Source organism: Maritalea sp. (genome assembly GCF_047634455.1).
Classification (GTDB): Bacteria; Pseudomonadota; Alphaproteobacteria; order Rhizobiales; family Devosiaceae; genus Maritalea.
Genome location: NZ_JBLIAI010000002.1, coordinates 1 through 14,624, shown reverse-complemented (window position 1 = coordinate 14,624; position 14,624 = coordinate 1). Strand labels below are relative to the sequence as shown.

18 protein-coding genes and 1 other RNA gene are annotated in these 14,624 nt (G+C 51.3%); 8 read left to right on the top strand and 11 right to left on the bottom strand.

Going from position 1 to position 14,624, the window contains the following annotated elements; translation table 11 throughout:
* Positions 1-3: 3 nt before the first annotated feature.
* From ACJAZW_RS01010 to ACJAZW_RS00985, 6 genes are all read right to left on the bottom strand, one after another.
* Complete coding sequence (locus ACJAZW_RS01010; protein ID WP_415154991.1) at positions 4-633, bottom strand: class I SAM-dependent methyltransferase; 630 nt, start codon at positions 631-633, stop codon at positions 4-6.
* Positions 617-1,285, bottom strand: a complete 669-nt coding sequence (locus ACJAZW_RS01005; RefSeq protein ID WP_415154990.1) for a DUF2306 domain-containing protein — start codon at positions 1,283-1,285, stop codon at positions 617-619. The genes ACJAZW_RS01010 and ACJAZW_RS01005 overlap by 17 nt, the downstream gene beginning before the upstream one ends.
* A gap of 84 nt (positions 1,286-1,369) precedes the next feature.
* Positions 1,370-1,600: a helix-turn-helix transcriptional regulator gene (locus tag ACJAZW_RS01000; protein ID WP_415154989.1), complete on the bottom strand. Its 231-nt coding sequence runs from the start codon at positions 1,598-1,600 to the stop codon at positions 1,370-1,372.
* A 2-nt stretch (positions 1,601-1,602) separates the two neighbouring features.
* Positions 1,603-2,049, bottom strand: coding sequence for a hypothetical protein (locus ACJAZW_RS00995; RefSeq protein WP_415154988.1), 447 nt, complete (start codon positions 2,047-2,049; stop codon positions 1,603-1,605).
* Between the two features lie 162 nt (positions 2,050-2,211).
* Positions 2,212-3,174, bottom strand: coding sequence for an NAD(P)-dependent alcohol dehydrogenase (locus tag ACJAZW_RS00990; RefSeq protein ID WP_415154987.1), 963 nt, complete (start codon positions 3,172-3,174; stop codon positions 2,212-2,214).
* A 50-nt stretch (positions 3,175-3,224) separates the two neighbouring features.
* Positions 3,225-3,686: a winged helix-turn-helix transcriptional regulator gene (locus tag ACJAZW_RS00985; RefSeq protein ID WP_415154986.1), complete on the bottom strand. Its 462-nt coding sequence runs from the start codon at positions 3,684-3,686 to the stop codon at positions 3,225-3,227.
* 84 nt (positions 3,687-3,770) lie between these two features.
* Between ACJAZW_RS00985 and ACJAZW_RS00980 the strand changes: the two genes are divergently transcribed.
* Both ACJAZW_RS00980 and ACJAZW_RS00975 read left to right on the top strand, forming a co-directional pair.
* Positions 3,771-4,211, top strand: coding sequence for a nuclear transport factor 2 family protein (locus ACJAZW_RS00980; protein ID WP_415154985.1), 441 nt, complete (start codon positions 3,771-3,773; stop codon positions 4,209-4,211).
* A 3-nt stretch (positions 4,212-4,214) separates the two neighbouring features.
* Positions 4,215-4,421 carry a tautomerase family protein gene (locus ACJAZW_RS00975; protein WP_415154984.1) on the top strand — a complete coding sequence of 69 codons (207 nt, stop codon included), beginning with the start codon at positions 4,215-4,217 and terminating at the stop codon, positions 4,419-4,421.
* A gap of 75 nt (positions 4,422-4,496) precedes the next feature.
* Here ACJAZW_RS00975 and ACJAZW_RS00970 read toward each other — a convergent pair whose 3' ends face one another.
* Entirely contained in the window at positions 4,497-5,477 is a 981-nt protein-coding gene (locus ACJAZW_RS00970; protein WP_415154983.1) for a zinc-dependent alcohol dehydrogenase family protein, read from the bottom strand.
* Between the two features lie 111 nt (positions 5,478-5,588).
* On the opposite strand from ACJAZW_RS00970, the gene ACJAZW_RS00965 reads away from it, so the two are divergent.
* A complete protein-coding gene (locus ACJAZW_RS00965) occupies positions 5,589-6,491 on the top strand; it encodes a LysR family transcriptional regulator (RefSeq protein WP_415154982.1) in 903 nt (300 codons plus the stop codon).
* A gap of 91 nt (positions 6,492-6,582) precedes the next feature.
* Here ACJAZW_RS00965 and ACJAZW_RS00960 read toward each other — a convergent pair whose 3' ends face one another.
* From ACJAZW_RS00960 to tkt, 3 genes are all read right to left on the bottom strand, one after another.
* Positions 6,583-7,782, bottom strand: coding sequence for a phosphoglycerate kinase (locus ACJAZW_RS00960; RefSeq protein ID WP_415154981.1), 1,200 nt, complete (start codon positions 7,780-7,782; stop codon positions 6,583-6,585).
* 121 nt (positions 7,783-7,903) lie between these two features.
* Positions 7,904-8,911 carry a type I glyceraldehyde-3-phosphate dehydrogenase gene (gene gap, locus ACJAZW_RS00955; RefSeq protein WP_415154980.1) on the bottom strand — a complete coding sequence of 336 codons (1,008 nt, stop codon included), beginning with the start codon at positions 8,909-8,911 and terminating at the stop codon, positions 7,904-7,906.
* Between the two features lie 69 nt (positions 8,912-8,980).
* Entirely contained in the window at positions 8,981-10,957 is a 1,977-nt protein-coding gene (tkt, locus tag ACJAZW_RS00950; protein WP_415154979.1) for a transketolase, read from the bottom strand.
* A gap of 232 nt (positions 10,958-11,189) precedes the next feature.
* On the opposite strand from tkt, the gene ACJAZW_RS00945 reads away from it, so the two are divergent.
* The 5 genes from ACJAZW_RS00945 (at position 11,190) to ACJAZW_RS00925 (ending at position 13,519) form a co-directional block, all read left to right on the top strand.
* Positions 11,190-11,477, top strand: a complete 288-nt coding sequence (locus tag ACJAZW_RS00945; protein WP_415154978.1) for a DUF4164 family protein — start codon at positions 11,190-11,192, stop codon at positions 11,475-11,477.
* A gap of 9 nt (positions 11,478-11,486) precedes the next feature.
* Positions 11,487-11,888, top strand: a complete 402-nt coding sequence (locus tag ACJAZW_RS00940) for a cell division protein ZapA (RefSeq protein WP_415154977.1) — start codon at positions 11,487-11,489, stop codon at positions 11,886-11,888.
* A gap of 39 nt (positions 11,889-11,927) precedes the next feature.
* Positions 11,928-12,089, top strand: a non-coding RNA gene (ssrS, locus tag ACJAZW_RS00935) — 6S RNA.
* A 24-nt stretch (positions 12,090-12,113) separates the two neighbouring features.
* Entirely contained in the window at positions 12,114-12,710 is a 597-nt protein-coding gene (locus tag ACJAZW_RS00930) for a 5-formyltetrahydrofolate cyclo-ligase (RefSeq protein ID WP_415154976.1), read from the top strand.
* Positions 12,710-13,519, top strand: coding sequence for a TIGR00282 family metallophosphoesterase (locus tag ACJAZW_RS00925; protein WP_415154975.1), 810 nt, complete (start codon positions 12,710-12,712; stop codon positions 13,517-13,519). The genes ACJAZW_RS00930 and ACJAZW_RS00925 overlap by 1 nt, the downstream gene beginning before the upstream one ends.
* Before the next feature lie 530 nt (positions 13,520-14,049).
* Here ACJAZW_RS00925 and ACJAZW_RS00920 read toward each other — a convergent pair.
* Positions 14,050-14,307, bottom strand: a complete 258-nt coding sequence (locus tag ACJAZW_RS00920; RefSeq protein WP_415154974.1) for a hypothetical protein — start codon at positions 14,305-14,307, stop codon at positions 14,050-14,052.
* Between the last annotated feature and the right edge of the window lie 317 nt (positions 14,308-14,624).

Below are 14,624 nucleotides of genomic sequence, written 5' to 3'. Positions count from 1 at the left end.
TTCTCATTCAGTTGGTTTTTGGGCCGCAATGGCGGCGCGGCAATCTTGGTCGGGTGCGTTGTGGGCACCAAGAATTTGGAACTGGTGGCGTTCAAGCTCAGCTTCTGGTTCGCCAAACTTGTACACATGGATAAAGGGAGCGAAGCGCAAGGCGCTTGCCGCCAGGATCAACTGCCGTTTCCACCAAACGAACTCGCCAAGGCATGGGGTTTCAACAAACAACATGCCACCTGGCTTCAGCAATGATCTGAGGCGATAGAGCACCTCGTCATGATCCTTGACTAAATGCAGTACATTCATGGCTAGGATTGCGTCATAGGTTTCTGTCTCAAGCCGCTCATCGAAAATATTGGTGGCCAAAAAGCTGGCATTGTTGATCTCTCTTTTTGCGGCTTTTGTATTGGCAATGCGGATCATTTCTGACGCGAGATCAATGCCCTCAATTGATCTAACCTGAGCGGCCAAATCCAATGCGATTTCACCGGATGCACAGCCAAAGTCGAGCACCTGCGCAGTTGGGGGTAAAAGCTGTTTGAGTTGGCTCAATCGCGCATCATATCGTGCGTCATGGTTAGAAATCGCCTTATCATAGCGGGTGGCTTGCTTGTTCCAAAAACTATTCTGCTGGGGCATGACGAAGTCCCTTTTTGGGTTTGTAGTGATTGCGCAAAATCATTTCGCCGGCCGCGAGGTTGATCAAAAATCCAGCCCAAACGCCGATCTCGATCATCAAAATGCTCATTTCCCCGGTGGCGAAATAGATCGGTAAAATGATGAGACGTTGCGTTGCAGGGCCAAGGCCAATAACCACAGCGCGCATCATCCAAAAATTGTGGGATTTGACGTCGCGTTTGAGGATGGCGCGCAGACCAAGCATCAGCGACACCACCATGCCAATGCCGAAAACCAGAACGGCTGCATATTTCCAACCTGTTCCAAAAGCGGGGAAATACTGGTTCATATATATGCCACTTATCGCGGCTCCTAATCCGGTGATCATCAAAAACCGGCCAGACCAACGGTGCAGTTTTGGAGCGCGTTTTCGTAACGCTGGCACAAACTGCAAAGGCGTGAGCAAATTGAAGGCGATACCGGAAATAATGTGGATGAGCACAGGAATGGGTGTGATCAGATATTGAGGCGACGTCATTTCAGAAATGGAGCCATCAGCGGCTGGTCCCGCCGCAATGCTTGAGAGTTGAATTGTGCCAAAAGCGATGTTGATCAGGCCAAAGACCAAGAGCAACACCGGCACACGCCAATTTGAAATTTTTGTTTTTGACATAGGTAAACCGCTTTCATGCTTGAGGTTTTCAAGTGAATTTTTCAGGAGTTTTATTTTGGAGCGGCGCTGTTGCGCGCCTATTTGCTATTTGCTTGGTGCGGGCGTGTAGCTAAACACATCCTGGACCGGCGTTTCAAAAGCATGAGCAATCAGAAACGCCAATTCCAACGACGGGGAATATTTAGCCGCCTCAATCGCCACGATGGTTTGTCGGGATACGCCCACCGCTTCGGCCAAAGCCTTTTGGCTCATCTCATCTTTGTCGAACCGCAACCGCCGAATATTGTTTTCTAACGTGCCTTTTGGTTTGACCATGATTAGAAACCCTGCCGATATACATAGAGCCGCACAACGCTCTCTATGATTGACGAAAACCACATGGCATAGATCATTGCGATTATGGCCATTGTTGTTGTTAGACCAAAGATCATCGCAATAAAAATGCCGATGAAGATGACGGAGAAAGCGATAAATCCAACTTTCATGCCCAACAAATCGATTTGCTTGTCGCGCTCGTCGCTTGCGTCGGTATCGTTTTCTTGGGTGATGATTGCATTGATGATTGTGATGAGAATGGTGGCGATAATGGTCACGATGATCGAACCACCGATGAGCTTGATGACGCTCCAGCCGATTTCAACCCCTGCGTCGGGACGCTCGAGCAATCCTGCTTCCAATAGCCCTTGCAAATGTAGCGTATAGACGGTCATCACAACGATGCCGGTGACAATGTACGTTACGATATTTCGTTCGTGATAAGACATGTTCGCCTCTAATCCTGTGATCGTGAATCTGATAACATAGTCGTGTTTGCTATACACTATGTAATGTATATATGACTTGATGTCAAATATTTTTGACACATAGACAAAAAGAGGTGACATGTAGGTTAATGGCAGAGTTAGACTTTGGGGATGTGCAGGCTGCTAGCTGACCTTGATCACGACTTTGCCGCGCGCGTTCTGGTCGCCGATAGATTGCAAGGCATCGGCTGTTTGTTCAAATGGGAATGTTTTATCAATATGCACGCGTATTTTTTGATTAATCACCAGCTGCGCCAAATCATTTAAATCGGCTTGATTGACATTCCACATCAAAATTTTGAATTTTTGTCCGTCTTCAGTATTTTTGCGGCTGGCCAACAGAATGGAAAGGATAGAAGTAATTTTTCCACCCATCATCACGAAAGTGCCTGTGGGTGTAAGCGCACGTCGATAGGCTTTCGGAAATTTGTTGGCCACGGCATCAATAATCACATCGAATTTTTGCTCAAGCTTCGTGTAATCCACTTGTTTGTAGTCATAGACATGGTCGGCACCGAAACTGCGCATGGCGTCAAATTTGTTGGCACTGTCGATGCCTGTGACCTCAGCACCGTCCAATTTGGCGATCTGGCAGGCGAACATGCCCGCGCCGCCGCCTGCGCCGTTGATCAACACTTTGTCGCCAGGTTTGACTTGACCGAACGTGCGCACGCCTTGATAGCCGAGCAGTCCTGCTTGGGGCAGACACGCGGCATCCTCAAAACTCAACTGTTTTGGTTTCTTGGCAAAGTCTTCAGCCTTGCCCGTCACATATTCTGCAAAGCCGCCCCAGCCGCTGTCAGACACATCACCAAATACTTCATCTCCGATTTTGAAGTCGGAGACTGCACTGCCGATTTTTTCAACAATACCAGATAGATCTGCGCCTAGCGTTTTGTAAGCTGGTCTAAACGGACCTACTATGCGCATTACAGGCGCGCCGCTTATAATGTCCCAATCCCAGCTGTTGACTGAAACGGCTTTGACACGAACCAAAATTTCTTTGGGTCTCGGGGTTGGCGTCGGCACTTCTTGCAGTACCAACCGATCTGCATTGCCATATCGGTCGCAAGTAAATGCTTGCATATTTTTCCCCATAAACTGTGGCTAGAAAGTGGGGTTTGGCTTAGATGAAATCAAGCTCTGTCTTTGAGTTTATGACCAACTGTCACGATGGCTTCAAGCGCGGGCACCAGTTCTTTGCCCAATTCGGTTAGCCGATACTCGACGGAAGGGGGACTTGTGGGTTTGACTTGCCGATCAACAACATGACGCGCCTGCAATTCCTTGAGCCGAGCTGATAAAACTTTTGCGGAAATGGGGGGGATGTCGATCCGCAGTTCGTTAAATCGACGTGGCCCTGCGCGCAAATGCCAAATCACGTTTGGCGCCCATGCCCCGGCAAGCATTGACATGCACTCGGTCAAATCACAGCCAATCGGTGGAGTTGGACTTTTGTTCTTCTTAACTTTTAGCACCATGTGGTTCTCTTCAGATTGGTCGACATCAATGTTGGCTGCGTCATGGCGATCAATCTGCCGCCAATGGCCAATTTGCCACGCATCAGGTCCGACGCGGTTTCCGCAAGGTAACCTCATTCATCAAGTAACCAGTAGTAACTAGCTTGTCAATGGAAACGGGCGTGGTAGGTGTTAAGGCTCAACACCATCAATACGGAGTGAATGATGAGACAGAGCAGGTCAGCACATGAAAACACCAGATCGCCGGACATCAATGTGCAATGGGATGAGGGTGAGAAATTTGTCAGCGTTGCAGCGCTGATCTACGCCTATTTTGATGGGCTTTACACGTGCGACGTTGAGACGTTCAGGGCTGTTTTTCACCCTAAAGCCACTTATGCAACGGCGGATGAAACACCGTTGCTGCATCGGGACATGGACACTTATTTTGACGTGATCGCCAAACGTCAGTCTCCGGCCTCGCAAGGCGAAGCACGGCACGATGCAATCGATGAAATTCAATTTGCTGGCGAGAATACGGCTTTTGCTCGGGTGCGGTGCTCAATTGGTTCGAGCGATTTCATCGACTTTTTGACGTTGGTGCGGGTGGATGGCCATTGGCAGATCATGGCTAAAATTTTTCATATCAAACCAAGGAACTAGACCATGCCATATGTGAATATCAAAGTGACCAATGAAGGCGTCACGCGGGATCAAAAAGCTGAATTGATCAAAGGCGTCACCGATCTACTTCAACACGTCCTTGACAAAGACCCTTTCACCACCTTTGTGGTGATTGACGAAGTGGAGTTGGAAGATTGGGGGATTGGCGGACTGCCCGTGCCTGAATATCGCGCACAATTGGGGAAATAGCCCAAGCATAATAAACCCCGGAGCATTGCCCCGGGGTTTTCATTTGTGTTGTATTTAGCGTTGCATCAACTGAAGTTAAGATTGCGGGCGCAGAATTACTTTGCCGTTACGACCCGTTTCCATGGCTCTTGCGACCGCCTGTTCGAGTTGGGTCAACGGAAAAGCGCTGTCGATTTTCATGTGGATATTGCCGTTTGCCACATGCCCGACAAGTTCACCAAACAGCTTTTGCATATCTTCTTGAGTTGCGGTTTTGAACCATTGTGCCAACCAAAAGCCGTGAAACGAAATGCCTTTGAAAATCATGTCCATTGGTGGCACTGAAACCGGGGCGCCATCCATGCTTGAATAAACCACCATTTTTGCGCTTGGCGCCAGCATGCTGACGAGTTTTGCAAACGACGCGCCACCAATTGAATCAAGGCCAAGCCGGATTGGTTCGCCATTTGTTGCCGCTGCAACTTGCTTTTCGAGCTCTGGCCCGTCGACCAAAACGACGTCCGCGCCGAGCGCCTCAAGGTCACCCACAACTTCTGCACGGCGCACGATATTGACGGTTTTAATGCCGCGCAGTTTGGCAAGTTGGATAACCAAAGACCCGACAGCCGAATTTGAGGAATTTTGGATGATCCAGTCGCCCGCTTGCAGGTCGACATAATCATTCAACATCAAAAGGGCCGACGCTGGGTTGACCACAAGCATTGAAATCTGATCTGCATCTACGCCCTCAGGCATTGGGATTAAGTTTTGCGCCGGGGCGACAATCTGTTTGGCCCAGGTGCTCGTGCCAGTGATCAACACGGTTTGACCAACTTCAAGGTGCGAAATTCCAGCGCCAATTTCCACAATACGACCGACGCCCTCGCTGCCGGGTGTAGCCGGAAATTGTGGGCTGATGCCATATTGCCCCTGCATTTGTAGCAAATCGGCGTTGTGGATGGGGGTTGCCAACACATCAACCCGCACGTCGCCAGCGTTCAGTTCAGCAATGTCAGTATCTACCAGTTTGAGCACGTCGAGTGGGCTGCCAGTTTCTTCGTATATTGCTTTCAGCATAATGATATTTCCTGTTGTTTTTGTCTATTTGCAATATAATAAGGGTGAATTGCTTTGATAATTGGGCAAATTTCGCTATCACTTATGTCCAAAAGGCAATAATAGGATTGTATGGATAAATTACGGGCGCTGCGATATTTTATCAAACTGGCCGACAGTTTGAGTTTCAGCGAAACCGCTGCGCATTTCCGTGTGCCTTCTTCTTCAGTCTCGCGCCGGATACGTGATCTGGAGGAAGAGCTTGGCATTGAGCTTTTTCATCGCACCACGCGATCGGTTCGGTTGACGGATTTGGGCCAACTCTATTTCAATGATGTAAGCCCGGCGGTGCGTGGTATTGATTTGGCAGATGATCTGGTTGGCGAGCAATCAAATGACCCGTCCGGTCTGCTCCGGATAACGGCGATGCCTGGATATGGTGAGATCATGGTATTGCCAGCTTTGGAAGAGCTTCGGTGCTTGTACCCCGAGATCGTTTTCGATGTGGATTTTACCGACCAAGTGATCGATTTGGCAAGCAATGCCATGGATATTGCGATCAGGGCGTCTTCGACATTGCCTGATTATGTGGTGGCGCGGCGGTTGACGGACCACCGGTTTGTTCTTGTGGCGTCGCATGATTATTTGGCAAAGAATGGTACGCCAAAAACCGTTGCCGATCTGGAATTGCACAAGGGACTTATGTATCGCGGGCCGCGCGGCGTGCTGAAGTGGCGAGCGCAGCAAGATGGCTTGTGGAAGGATGCCAATGTGCGCCCAACTTATATTTCCAACCATGGACCCACATTGGTGAAAGCAGCACGAGATGGCCACGGACTAGCGTTTTTACCCCGATGGGGTTTGGTTGAACATATTGAAAGCGGCGAACTGATTGAGCTTTCATTTGAGGGCGAACAACTCACGATCAACGGTGTTGATAATGCCGCTGTTTATTTGCTGTATCATCCGCCAAAATTTAGAATTAAAAAAATCCGGGTTGTTGTCGATCACTTGGTGAAGGTATTGACAAAGTAGCGTCAGGCAGTTTGCTTGCTGGTAGCGGAAAGCAAAAACCCCGGAACAATGCTGCCGGGGTTTCAATTTGTCTTGCGTTGGCAGTGGTCGCCTAGCCTTTGAGCGCTTCAACACCCGGCAATGGTTTGCCTTCCATCCACTCAAGGAACGCGCCGCCTGCGGTGGAAACGTAGGTGAAGTCGTTGACCACTTTGGCTTTTGCTAGCGCTGCCACGGTGTCGCCACCACCAGCCACCGAGACGAGCTTGCCATCAAGGGTGCGCTTGGCAGCATATTTGGCGATTTCCATGGTGCCTTTGCCAAACGGGTCGAGCTCGAACGCGCCCAAGGGGCCATTCCAGATCAGGGTTTTGGCTTCATCAATCGCACCTTTAATGCGCTCGATTGAGTGGTCGCCGATGTCAAGCATCATGCCCGTTTGGTCCATGGCTTCCACGCCGTAGGTGCGGTTTGGCGCATTAGCTTCAAAGTGCCATGCCACCACGCCGTCAATCGGCAAAATAATCGCGCAATTGGCGTCCGCTGCCTTGTCGTAGATCCGGCGGGCGGTCTCTGCGAGGTCTTTTTCGCAAAGCGATTTGCCAATGTCGACGCCTTGGGCATGCAAAAACGTGTTGGCCATACCGCCACCGATGACCAAAGCTTCAACCTTGTGGATCAGGTTTTCCAGCAAATCAATTTTGGTGGAAACTTTTGCGCCGCCAACCAAGGCGATGACGGGCTTTTTGGGTTTGCCCAAGCCACTTTCAAGTGCGGACAACTCTAGTTCCATCGCGCGACCTGCGCCAGCTGGCAGTTGACGAGCAATCGCGGCTGTTGAGGCATGTGCGCGGTGCGCTGCAGAAAAAGCATCGTTCAAATAGATATCGCCAAGGCTGGCCATACGCGCCGCCAGTTCGGTGTCGTTGTTTTCTTCACCGGGGTGAAAACGCGTGTTTTCCATCACATAGATGGTGCCTGTTGCGCCTTCGTCCAGCTGCGCCTTTGCAGATGTGACGTCCGTCCAATCGGTTTTGATAAACTCGACAGGTTGACCGAACGCGTTTTGAATGGCCTCTACGATGAACTCAAGCGAGAATTCAGGTTTCACTTGGCCTTTTGGACGGCCGAAATGGGACAAAAGAACCGGTGTGCCGCCGTGCTCGATAATGTGGCTCATGGTGGGGCCCAGGCGCACAATGCGGGTATTGTCGCTTACTTTGCCATCTGCCACAGGCACATTGAGGTCGGCACGCACCAAAACGCGTTTACCGTTAAAATCGAAATCTTCGAGTTTTTTGAAGTTGCTCATCGGTCTTATCCGTTCTTTTCCCCCCTAAAGGGGCGAAGCTAAGTTCTTGATATTATCTATAGCGCAAAAAGAAGGGGCCCCAAAGAGCCCCTTATCAATTCTTGGCTCGCCTGATAACAATTTAAAGCGTTTTGCCGATCACCACCGCAACGTCGGACATACGGTTGGAGAAACCCCATTCGTTGTCGTACCAACTCATCACAGAAACGAAATTGTTATCCATGACTTTTGTTTGCTGAGCTGCAAAGTTTGACGAATGTGGATCGTGGTTGAAGTCGATTGAAACTTTGGCTTCTGGATCGTAATCAAGAACGCCTTTCAATTCGCCTTCAGCTGCCGCTTTAACAAGAGCGTTCACTTCTTCGGCCGTTGTGTTGCGACCTGAGATGAATTTCAAATCCACCACAGAAACGTTAGGCGTTGGTACCCGCACGGACATACCGTCCAATTTGCCATTCAATTCTGGCAACACAAGGCCAACAGCTTTAGCAGCGCCAGTTGATGTTGGGATCATGGACATGGCCGCTGCGCGGGCGCGATAAAGATCGGAATGCATCGTGTCCAAAGTTGGCTGATCACCGGTGTAGGAATGAATGGTGGTCATCATGCCTTTTTCAATGCCTAACTCGCGGTGCAACACTTTGGCCAATGGGGCCAAGCAGTTTGTGGTGCACGACGCGTTTGAGATCACTTTATGGTCGGCCGTGATGTCTTGATGGTTCACGCCAAAAACAGTTGTGATGTCAGCATCTTTACCCGGTGCTGAAATCAGAACGCGCTTTGCGCCAGCATCAAGGTGGAATTGGGCTTTGTCACGGGCGGTGAAAATGCCGGTACATTCCATGGCGATGTCGATGTCCAACTCGCCCCAAGGCAATTCTTTTGGATCACGGACCGCGTAAACTTTCATCGGGCCACGGCCAACGTCGATTGTATCGCCGTCAACGGTTACCGTGCCTGGGAATTTGCCGTGCACGCTGTCATAGCGGATCAAGTGTGCGTTGGTTTCCACTGGGCCAAGATCGTTAATCGCCACAACTTCAATGTCGGTCCGGCCTGACTCAATGATTGCGCGCAAAATATTGCGACCAATGCGACCAAAACCGTTAATTGCTACCCGTACTGCCATGTTTCGTCTCCAAGGGGGTGAGATGTTCAAGACGAAGGGGCGAGAACGCCCCCTCAATTGTGTGTAAAACTATAGTTGAGATTTTGCGGCTTCAACCACAACTTTCGCCGTAATGCCAAAATGCTCAAACAATTTAGCGGCGGGGGCGGAAGCGCCGAACGTGGACATGCCCACAAACTTGCCCGTTGGGCCAAGATATTTTTGCCAACCCATCTCAATGCCCGCTTCCACGGCCACATAAGATTTGGCGTCGCCAATCACTTCTTTGCGGTAGTCAGCGCTTTGGGCTTCAAACATTTCCATGCATGGAACCGAAACAACGCGAACGCTGATTTTGTCTTTTTCAAGCTCTTTTGCAGCGTCCATGGCCACAGACACTTCAGAACCAGATGCGAACAAAACCACGTCGGCGTCATTGTCGCCCGAAATCGTGTACGCGCCTTTTGCGCAACGGTTTTCTTCGGTTGCGTCGCGGAAAGCGGGCACGCCTTGGCGCGTCAGGGCAAGAATTGAAGGGGTCTTTTTGCTGGCAAGCGAAAGCTCCCAGCATTCAACTGTTTCCATGGCGTCCGCTGGGCGGAACACATTGAGGTTTGGAATGGCGCGCAGCGCGGCCAAATGCTCAACCGGCTGATGGGTTGGGCCATCTTCGCCAAGACCGATTGAATCGTGGGTCATCACATAGATGGAACGAATGCCCATCAAGGCCGACAAACGGATCGCTGGGCGGCAATAGTCTGTGAAGACCATGAATGTGCCCCCATATGGGGCCAAGCCACCGTGCAAGGCGATACCGTTCATTGCAGCGGCCATGCCGTGCTCACGAATGCCGTAATAGACATATGAACCTGAGCGGTCATCGGCGGTAAAAGTTTTTTGCGCGCCAGATTTGGTGTTGTTTGAACCTGTTAGGTCGGCAGAGCCGCCAAACATTTCAGGTAAAACACCATTAATCACGTTCAATGCTTTTTGCGACGCCACCCGGGTTGCCCAATTTGGCTTTTCGTTGGCGATTTCACGTTTGAACTCATCAACTGCCTTTTTAAAGCTTGTTGGCAGTGCGCCATTTTCGCGGCGCTTAAACTCAGCTTTGAAATCATCGTCTTTTGCGTCGAGCCGCTCTTGCCAGGCAAAACGATGTTTTGTCGAGCGCAATCCGGCCAAGCGCCATGCATCAACCACATCGTCAGGCAATTCGAACGGTGGATAATTCCAGCCTAATGCTTCGCGAGCGCCGGCGATTTCTTCTTCACCCAATGGGGCGCCATGGGCTGCTGATGTGCCCGCTTTTGTGGGTGCGCCAAAGCCAATTACGGTTTTTGCAGCGATCAAAGTTGGCTTGTCAGATTTTTGGGCTTCAAGCAAAATTGCTTCAATTGCATCTTGGTCGTGGCCATCAACTGTTAGCGTATTCCAGCCCGATGCGCGAAAGCGTGCGTGCTGGTCTGTCGAATCAGACAAGGACACCGCACCATCAATGGTGATTTGATTATCGTCCCAAATCACAATTAATTTGTTCAGCTTGAGGTGGCCGGCCAAAGCAATAGCTTCCTGGGAGATGCCTTCCATCAAGCAACCATCACCGGCAATCGCAAACGTGTAGTGATCAACAAGGTCCGCGCCATAGTCGGCAGCCAGTTTTGCTTCTGCCATCGCCATGCCAACCGCATTGGCGATCCCTTGGCCCAATGGGCCGGTTGTTGTTTCAATGCCAGAGGCGTGGCCATATTCTGGGTGACCAGCGGTTTTTGCGCCTAACTGACGGAAATCTTTGATGTCTTCCATGGTCATGTCTTCATAACCGAGCAAATGCAGCACAGAATAGAGCAACATTGAGCCGTGGCCGGCAGACAGAACGAAACGATCTCGGTCAGGCCAGTTTGGCGCTTTAGGGTCAAATTTCATGATTTTGGTGAAAAGCACGGTGGCAATATCAGCTGCCCCCATGGGCATACCTGGGTGCCCGATATTGGCTTTTTGCACTGCGTCCATTGTTAAGGCGCGAATTGCATTGGCCATTGCGCTGGTTTTGGCTTGATCCGTCATCAAAGTCCTGCCCGAAATGTTTTGCCCGATAAACGGGATTTATGTGGCGACAATTGCTGGCGATGTCATATCAGGTCCGGTTTTTGAGTCAATTCCCCCATTTTCGCCATTTTTATGCTAATTGCTGGTTGCAAATTAGGTAATGGATCAGGTTATCTGCATATATAACAGAGAATCAAAGTAAAGTTGGCGTTGGGGAAACCTGCGCATTGAGGGACGTCTGGCTGATTTGATGGGTGAAAATAATCTCGATTTGGATAGCGCCAATACCCGCCTGGACGGCGCTTTGGACCGTTTGGAACGCCAGTTGCATGCCACGCGACAGCAATTGGGCGCGGCATCGGAATTGGAATTACGGGTTCAGCATTTGGCGAAAGAACGTTCCCGGCTGGCCGACGAGTTGGACAAAACAACTACGCGCGCAGGCGAAATTGAACAATCGGCAAAACAAGTTTCTTTGCGCATAATGGGCGCGATGGAGAAAGTACAGCTTGCCCTAAACGGCGAAAACGAGGCTTAGTGCGTCTTGATGTCTGAAATCAACGTTGAAATCGATGGGCGTAAATATCGCATGGCCTGTGAAGATGGTCAGGAAGCGCACGTCCGCGATCTGGCAACGCGGTTTTCTAACTATGTGGAAGGCCTAAAGGGTGAGTTCGGCGAAGCGGGGGACACACGACTGACCGTCATGGCAGCCTTGACCGTGATGGACGATCTGACTGGCGTGCAAAAAGAATTGGCAGCGGCAAAGGATGCGCTTGATCAATTGGCGCACAAATCTAACAAATTGGTACAAGAGCGCGACACGCTTGAAGAAGACTTCGCCAAACAGATCATTATGGTGTCTGAGCGGGTTGAATTGCTTGTCGCGCAACTGGAAAATGCGTCGCGGCAAGACGAACCGCCGCAGCTTGATCAAGCCAAAGGCTAGATTTTCCTTTTACCCAAACCGTTTTCGCACTATATGTGCTCCTCGCTGCCCGGTTCGTGCCGGATATTTTGCATTCCCGGGGCCTTAACAATCCTTTAGGGAGCTGTCCCTGTTTAGACCCGTGGGTTTTTACATACGGCGCCCACCTACGTAAGTAGGTTCCCAGGATCAATACAATCCGACGGCCAGGGCGGCACCTAATTTTGGGTTAGAAAGCCAAGCACATTGAGCGTACAGACCGATCTTAAACGCGCAAAGTCTGACATGCGCGACGCTGCCCACCAAAAACGCGCAGCCCTTTCCTCCAGTTTTCGAACAGAAGCAGCCATTGCTGCTGCTGAAACCTTTGCCGCCGCTGTGCCTATAGAAACGGGGCAGATCGTGTCGCTTTATTGGGCGATCCGCGATGAGCTGAGCACTAAACCATTATTCACCCAATTGTTGGGCGCGGGCCACCAGATCTGCCTGCCGGTGGTCACGGGGCGTCATGAGGCGCTTGAATTTCGCTTGTGGCAGGAAGGCCAACCGCTGGCGCCATCGGGTTTTGGCACATTTGCCCCGCAAGCGGGTGCGCCCGTTGTGGTGCCGGACGTAATGGTGTTGCCCATGCTTGCTTTTGACAATTTTGGCAATCGTTTGGGCTATGGCGCTGGCCACTATGACCGCTCGATTGACGGTATTGATAAACCGCTGACTTTGGTTGGCTACGCTTTTGCCGCACAAGCGGTGGATATAATGCTCGCCGAACCCCACGACCAGCCTTTACATATGGTGGTCACTGAAACCGGCGCGTGGCGCTTCCCCGCGCAGGAGAAAAACTAGTGCGTATTTTGTTTTTAGGCGATGTGATGGGCCGTTGTGGCCGCGATGGTGTGCAGCGCTATTTGCCCGACCTGCGGCGTGACTATAATTTTGATTTTGTGATTGTGAATGGTGAAAATGCTTCGCACGGGCGCGGCCTCACCGAAAAGCATTATCGCGAAATACTTGAAGCTGGTGCAGATGTTGTAACCCTTGGTGACCACGCTTTTGATCAGCGCGAAACGCTTGGTGTGATCGCCCGCGAAGAAACCTTGCTGCGCCCGATCAATATGTCAAACGCGGCGCCGGGACGCGGGTCAATGTTGTATGAAAGCAAGGGCGGACGGCGTGTGCTGGTGATCAATGCGCTTGGTCGGGTGTTCATGAACCCAATCAACGACCCCTTCGCCGCTGTGGATGATGCCTTAAACGGCTGCCCCTTAGGCGATGTGGCGGATGCCGCCATTGTTGATTTTCATGCCGAAGCCACATCCGAAATGCAAGGCATGGGCCATTTTTGTGATGGCCGCGCATCCCTAGTTGTAGGTACGCACACTCATATTCCAACAGCTGACCATCGGATTTTGTCCGGCGGCACTGCCCTTATGTCCGATGCGGGCATGTGCGGCGATTATGACAGCGTCATTGGCATGCAAGCAGACGAGCCAATAAACCGTTTTGTCACCGGCATCCCCAAAGAACGCTTCACCCCCGCCGAAGGCAACCCCAGCGTGTGCGGCGTGGCGATTGAAACCAACGGCGCGGGCCTGTGCACTTATGTTGCGCCAGTGCGGGTGGGTGGTAGTATTGGGCAGGCTTTGCCTTTTTAATTTGCCGTCGTCGTCTGCGTTTGGTTCCTGTGCACTTCTGCCGACTGGTGCCCAACCAAACTATTGTTTTGTGCCACTGCTACGCTCTAATTATCATCTTCGCCTTCGCGAGGATGACCGTACTGGGTCTGGGTATGCCCCCACCCTTAATCCCTCCCCACGAGGGGGAGGGAGACATTCCTTTTGTGCCGCTGGGTGATCGTGCCTTTGTTTTGGTCCAGGATTAAGTTCGTGAACAATCAGAGATTGTTCTGAAACTTCACCCTTCACCCTTCACCCTTACATCCTTGGAGCTTCACCATCCGTCTCATTCTCAAATGTTCCCCAAACCCCTGTAGCATCTCCGGACAACTAAGTGGCCTTCGCGCCACGCAGGCTGAGCCGGGGTTACTTATCGTCAGGGCGCAGCGGCGAGGGGTGCACATTACCTTGGCACTGCCTATTTCCCTCCCCCTTGTGGGGAGGGATTAAGGGTGGGGGGCTGTTAAAAGTTGATCCCGGATCAAGTCCGGGACAGCCAGAGGTTGTTTTCAAACTTCACCCCCCATATCCCCTTCGCCCGCATGGTGAGTTTGTCGAACCACAATATGGTGCAGGCGGTTCCATCCTTCGACAGGCTCAGGATGCGGTGTTGGTGGTTGAGGCAGTGTGTTTTCTTGCATTAGTGAAGTGCACCAATTGGCGGGGGTGCCGGGGAAGCGAATGCAGTTCGCGACGGCGGTGCGGAAAACGGCGGGGGTGCCGGGGAAGCGAACGCAGTTCGCGACGGCGGCGCGGAAAGAAAACATAAAAACTTATCCCCGCCCATAAAACCTGTGTCACACTTAGCGCATCTTCTTTTGAAGCCGAAAGCAGCTTGTTGACGAACAAGGCGCGGCGAGGAGGAATTTTACATGCCGGCGTTGGTTGTTTTGCACCCGACCCCGGCAACCCCCGCCAATTGGTGATATGCGCCAATGCGGGGGGTGATTTCACTTTCCTCAAAGAGAAGAAATTGGCCGAACAATCAGACGTTGGTTGTTCGCGTTGATTTGAAATGTCCAGCCTGACGCCGAAGGCAGCTTGTTAGACGCTTGGTGGGTATTGTTTTCCACCTGTGCCAATT

What these genes read in the sequence shown, in the direction of transcription:
- ACJAZW_RS01010 (WP_415154991.1), bottom strand. Translation starts at nt 633, where the DNA reads ATGCCCCAGCAGAATAGTTTTTGGAACAAGCAAGCCACCCGCTATGAT.
- ACJAZW_RS01005 (WP_415154990.1), bottom strand. Translation starts at nt 1,285, where the DNA reads ATGTCAAAAACAAAAATTTCAAATTGGCGTGTGCCGGTGTTGCTCTTG.
- ACJAZW_RS01000 (WP_415154989.1), bottom strand. Translation starts at nt 1,600, where the DNA reads ATGGTCAAACCAAAAGGCACGTTAGAAAACAATATTCGGCGGTTGCGG.
- ACJAZW_RS00995 (WP_415154988.1), bottom strand. Translation starts at nt 2,049, where the DNA reads ATGTCTTATCACGAACGAAATATCGTAACGTACATTGTCACCGGCATC.
- ACJAZW_RS00990 (WP_415154987.1), bottom strand. Translation starts at nt 3,174, where the DNA reads ATGCAAGCATTTACTTGCGACCGATATGGCAATGCAGATCGGTTGGTA.
- ACJAZW_RS00985 (WP_415154986.1), bottom strand. Translation starts at nt 3,686, where the DNA reads ATGAGGTTACCTTGCGGAAACCGCGTCGGACCTGATGCGTGGCAAATT.
- ACJAZW_RS00980 (WP_415154985.1), top strand. Translation starts at nt 3,771, where the DNA reads ATGATGAGACAGAGCAGGTCAGCACATGAAAACACCAGATCGCCGGAC.
- ACJAZW_RS00975 (WP_415154984.1), top strand. Translation starts at nt 4,215, where the DNA reads ATGCCATATGTGAATATCAAAGTGACCAATGAAGGCGTCACGCGGGAT.
- ACJAZW_RS00970 (WP_415154983.1), bottom strand. Translation starts at nt 5,477, where the DNA reads ATGCTGAAAGCAATATACGAAGAAACTGGCAGCCCACTCGACGTGCTC.
- ACJAZW_RS00965 (WP_415154982.1), top strand. Translation starts at nt 5,589, where the DNA reads ATGGATAAATTACGGGCGCTGCGATATTTTATCAAACTGGCCGACAGT.
- ACJAZW_RS00960 (WP_415154981.1), bottom strand. Translation starts at nt 7,782, where the DNA reads ATGAGCAACTTCAAAAAACTCGAAGATTTCGATTTTAACGGTAAACGC.
- gap (WP_415154980.1), bottom strand. Translation starts at nt 8,911, where the DNA reads ATGGCAGTACGGGTAGCAATTAACGGTTTTGGTCGCATTGGTCGCAAT.
- tkt (WP_415154979.1), bottom strand. Translation starts at nt 10,957, where the DNA reads ATGACGGATCAAGCCAAAACCAGCGCAATGGCCAATGCAATTCGCGCC.
- ACJAZW_RS00945 (WP_415154978.1), top strand. Translation starts at nt 11,190, where the DNA reads ATGGGTGAAAATAATCTCGATTTGGATAGCGCCAATACCCGCCTGGAC.
- ACJAZW_RS00940 (WP_415154977.1), top strand. Translation starts at nt 11,487, where the DNA reads ATGTCTGAAATCAACGTTGAAATCGATGGGCGTAAATATCGCATGGCC.
- ACJAZW_RS00920 (WP_415154974.1), bottom strand. Translation starts at nt 14,307, where the DNA reads ATGTTTTCTTTCCGCGCCGCCGTCGCGAACTGCGTTCGCTTCCCCGGC.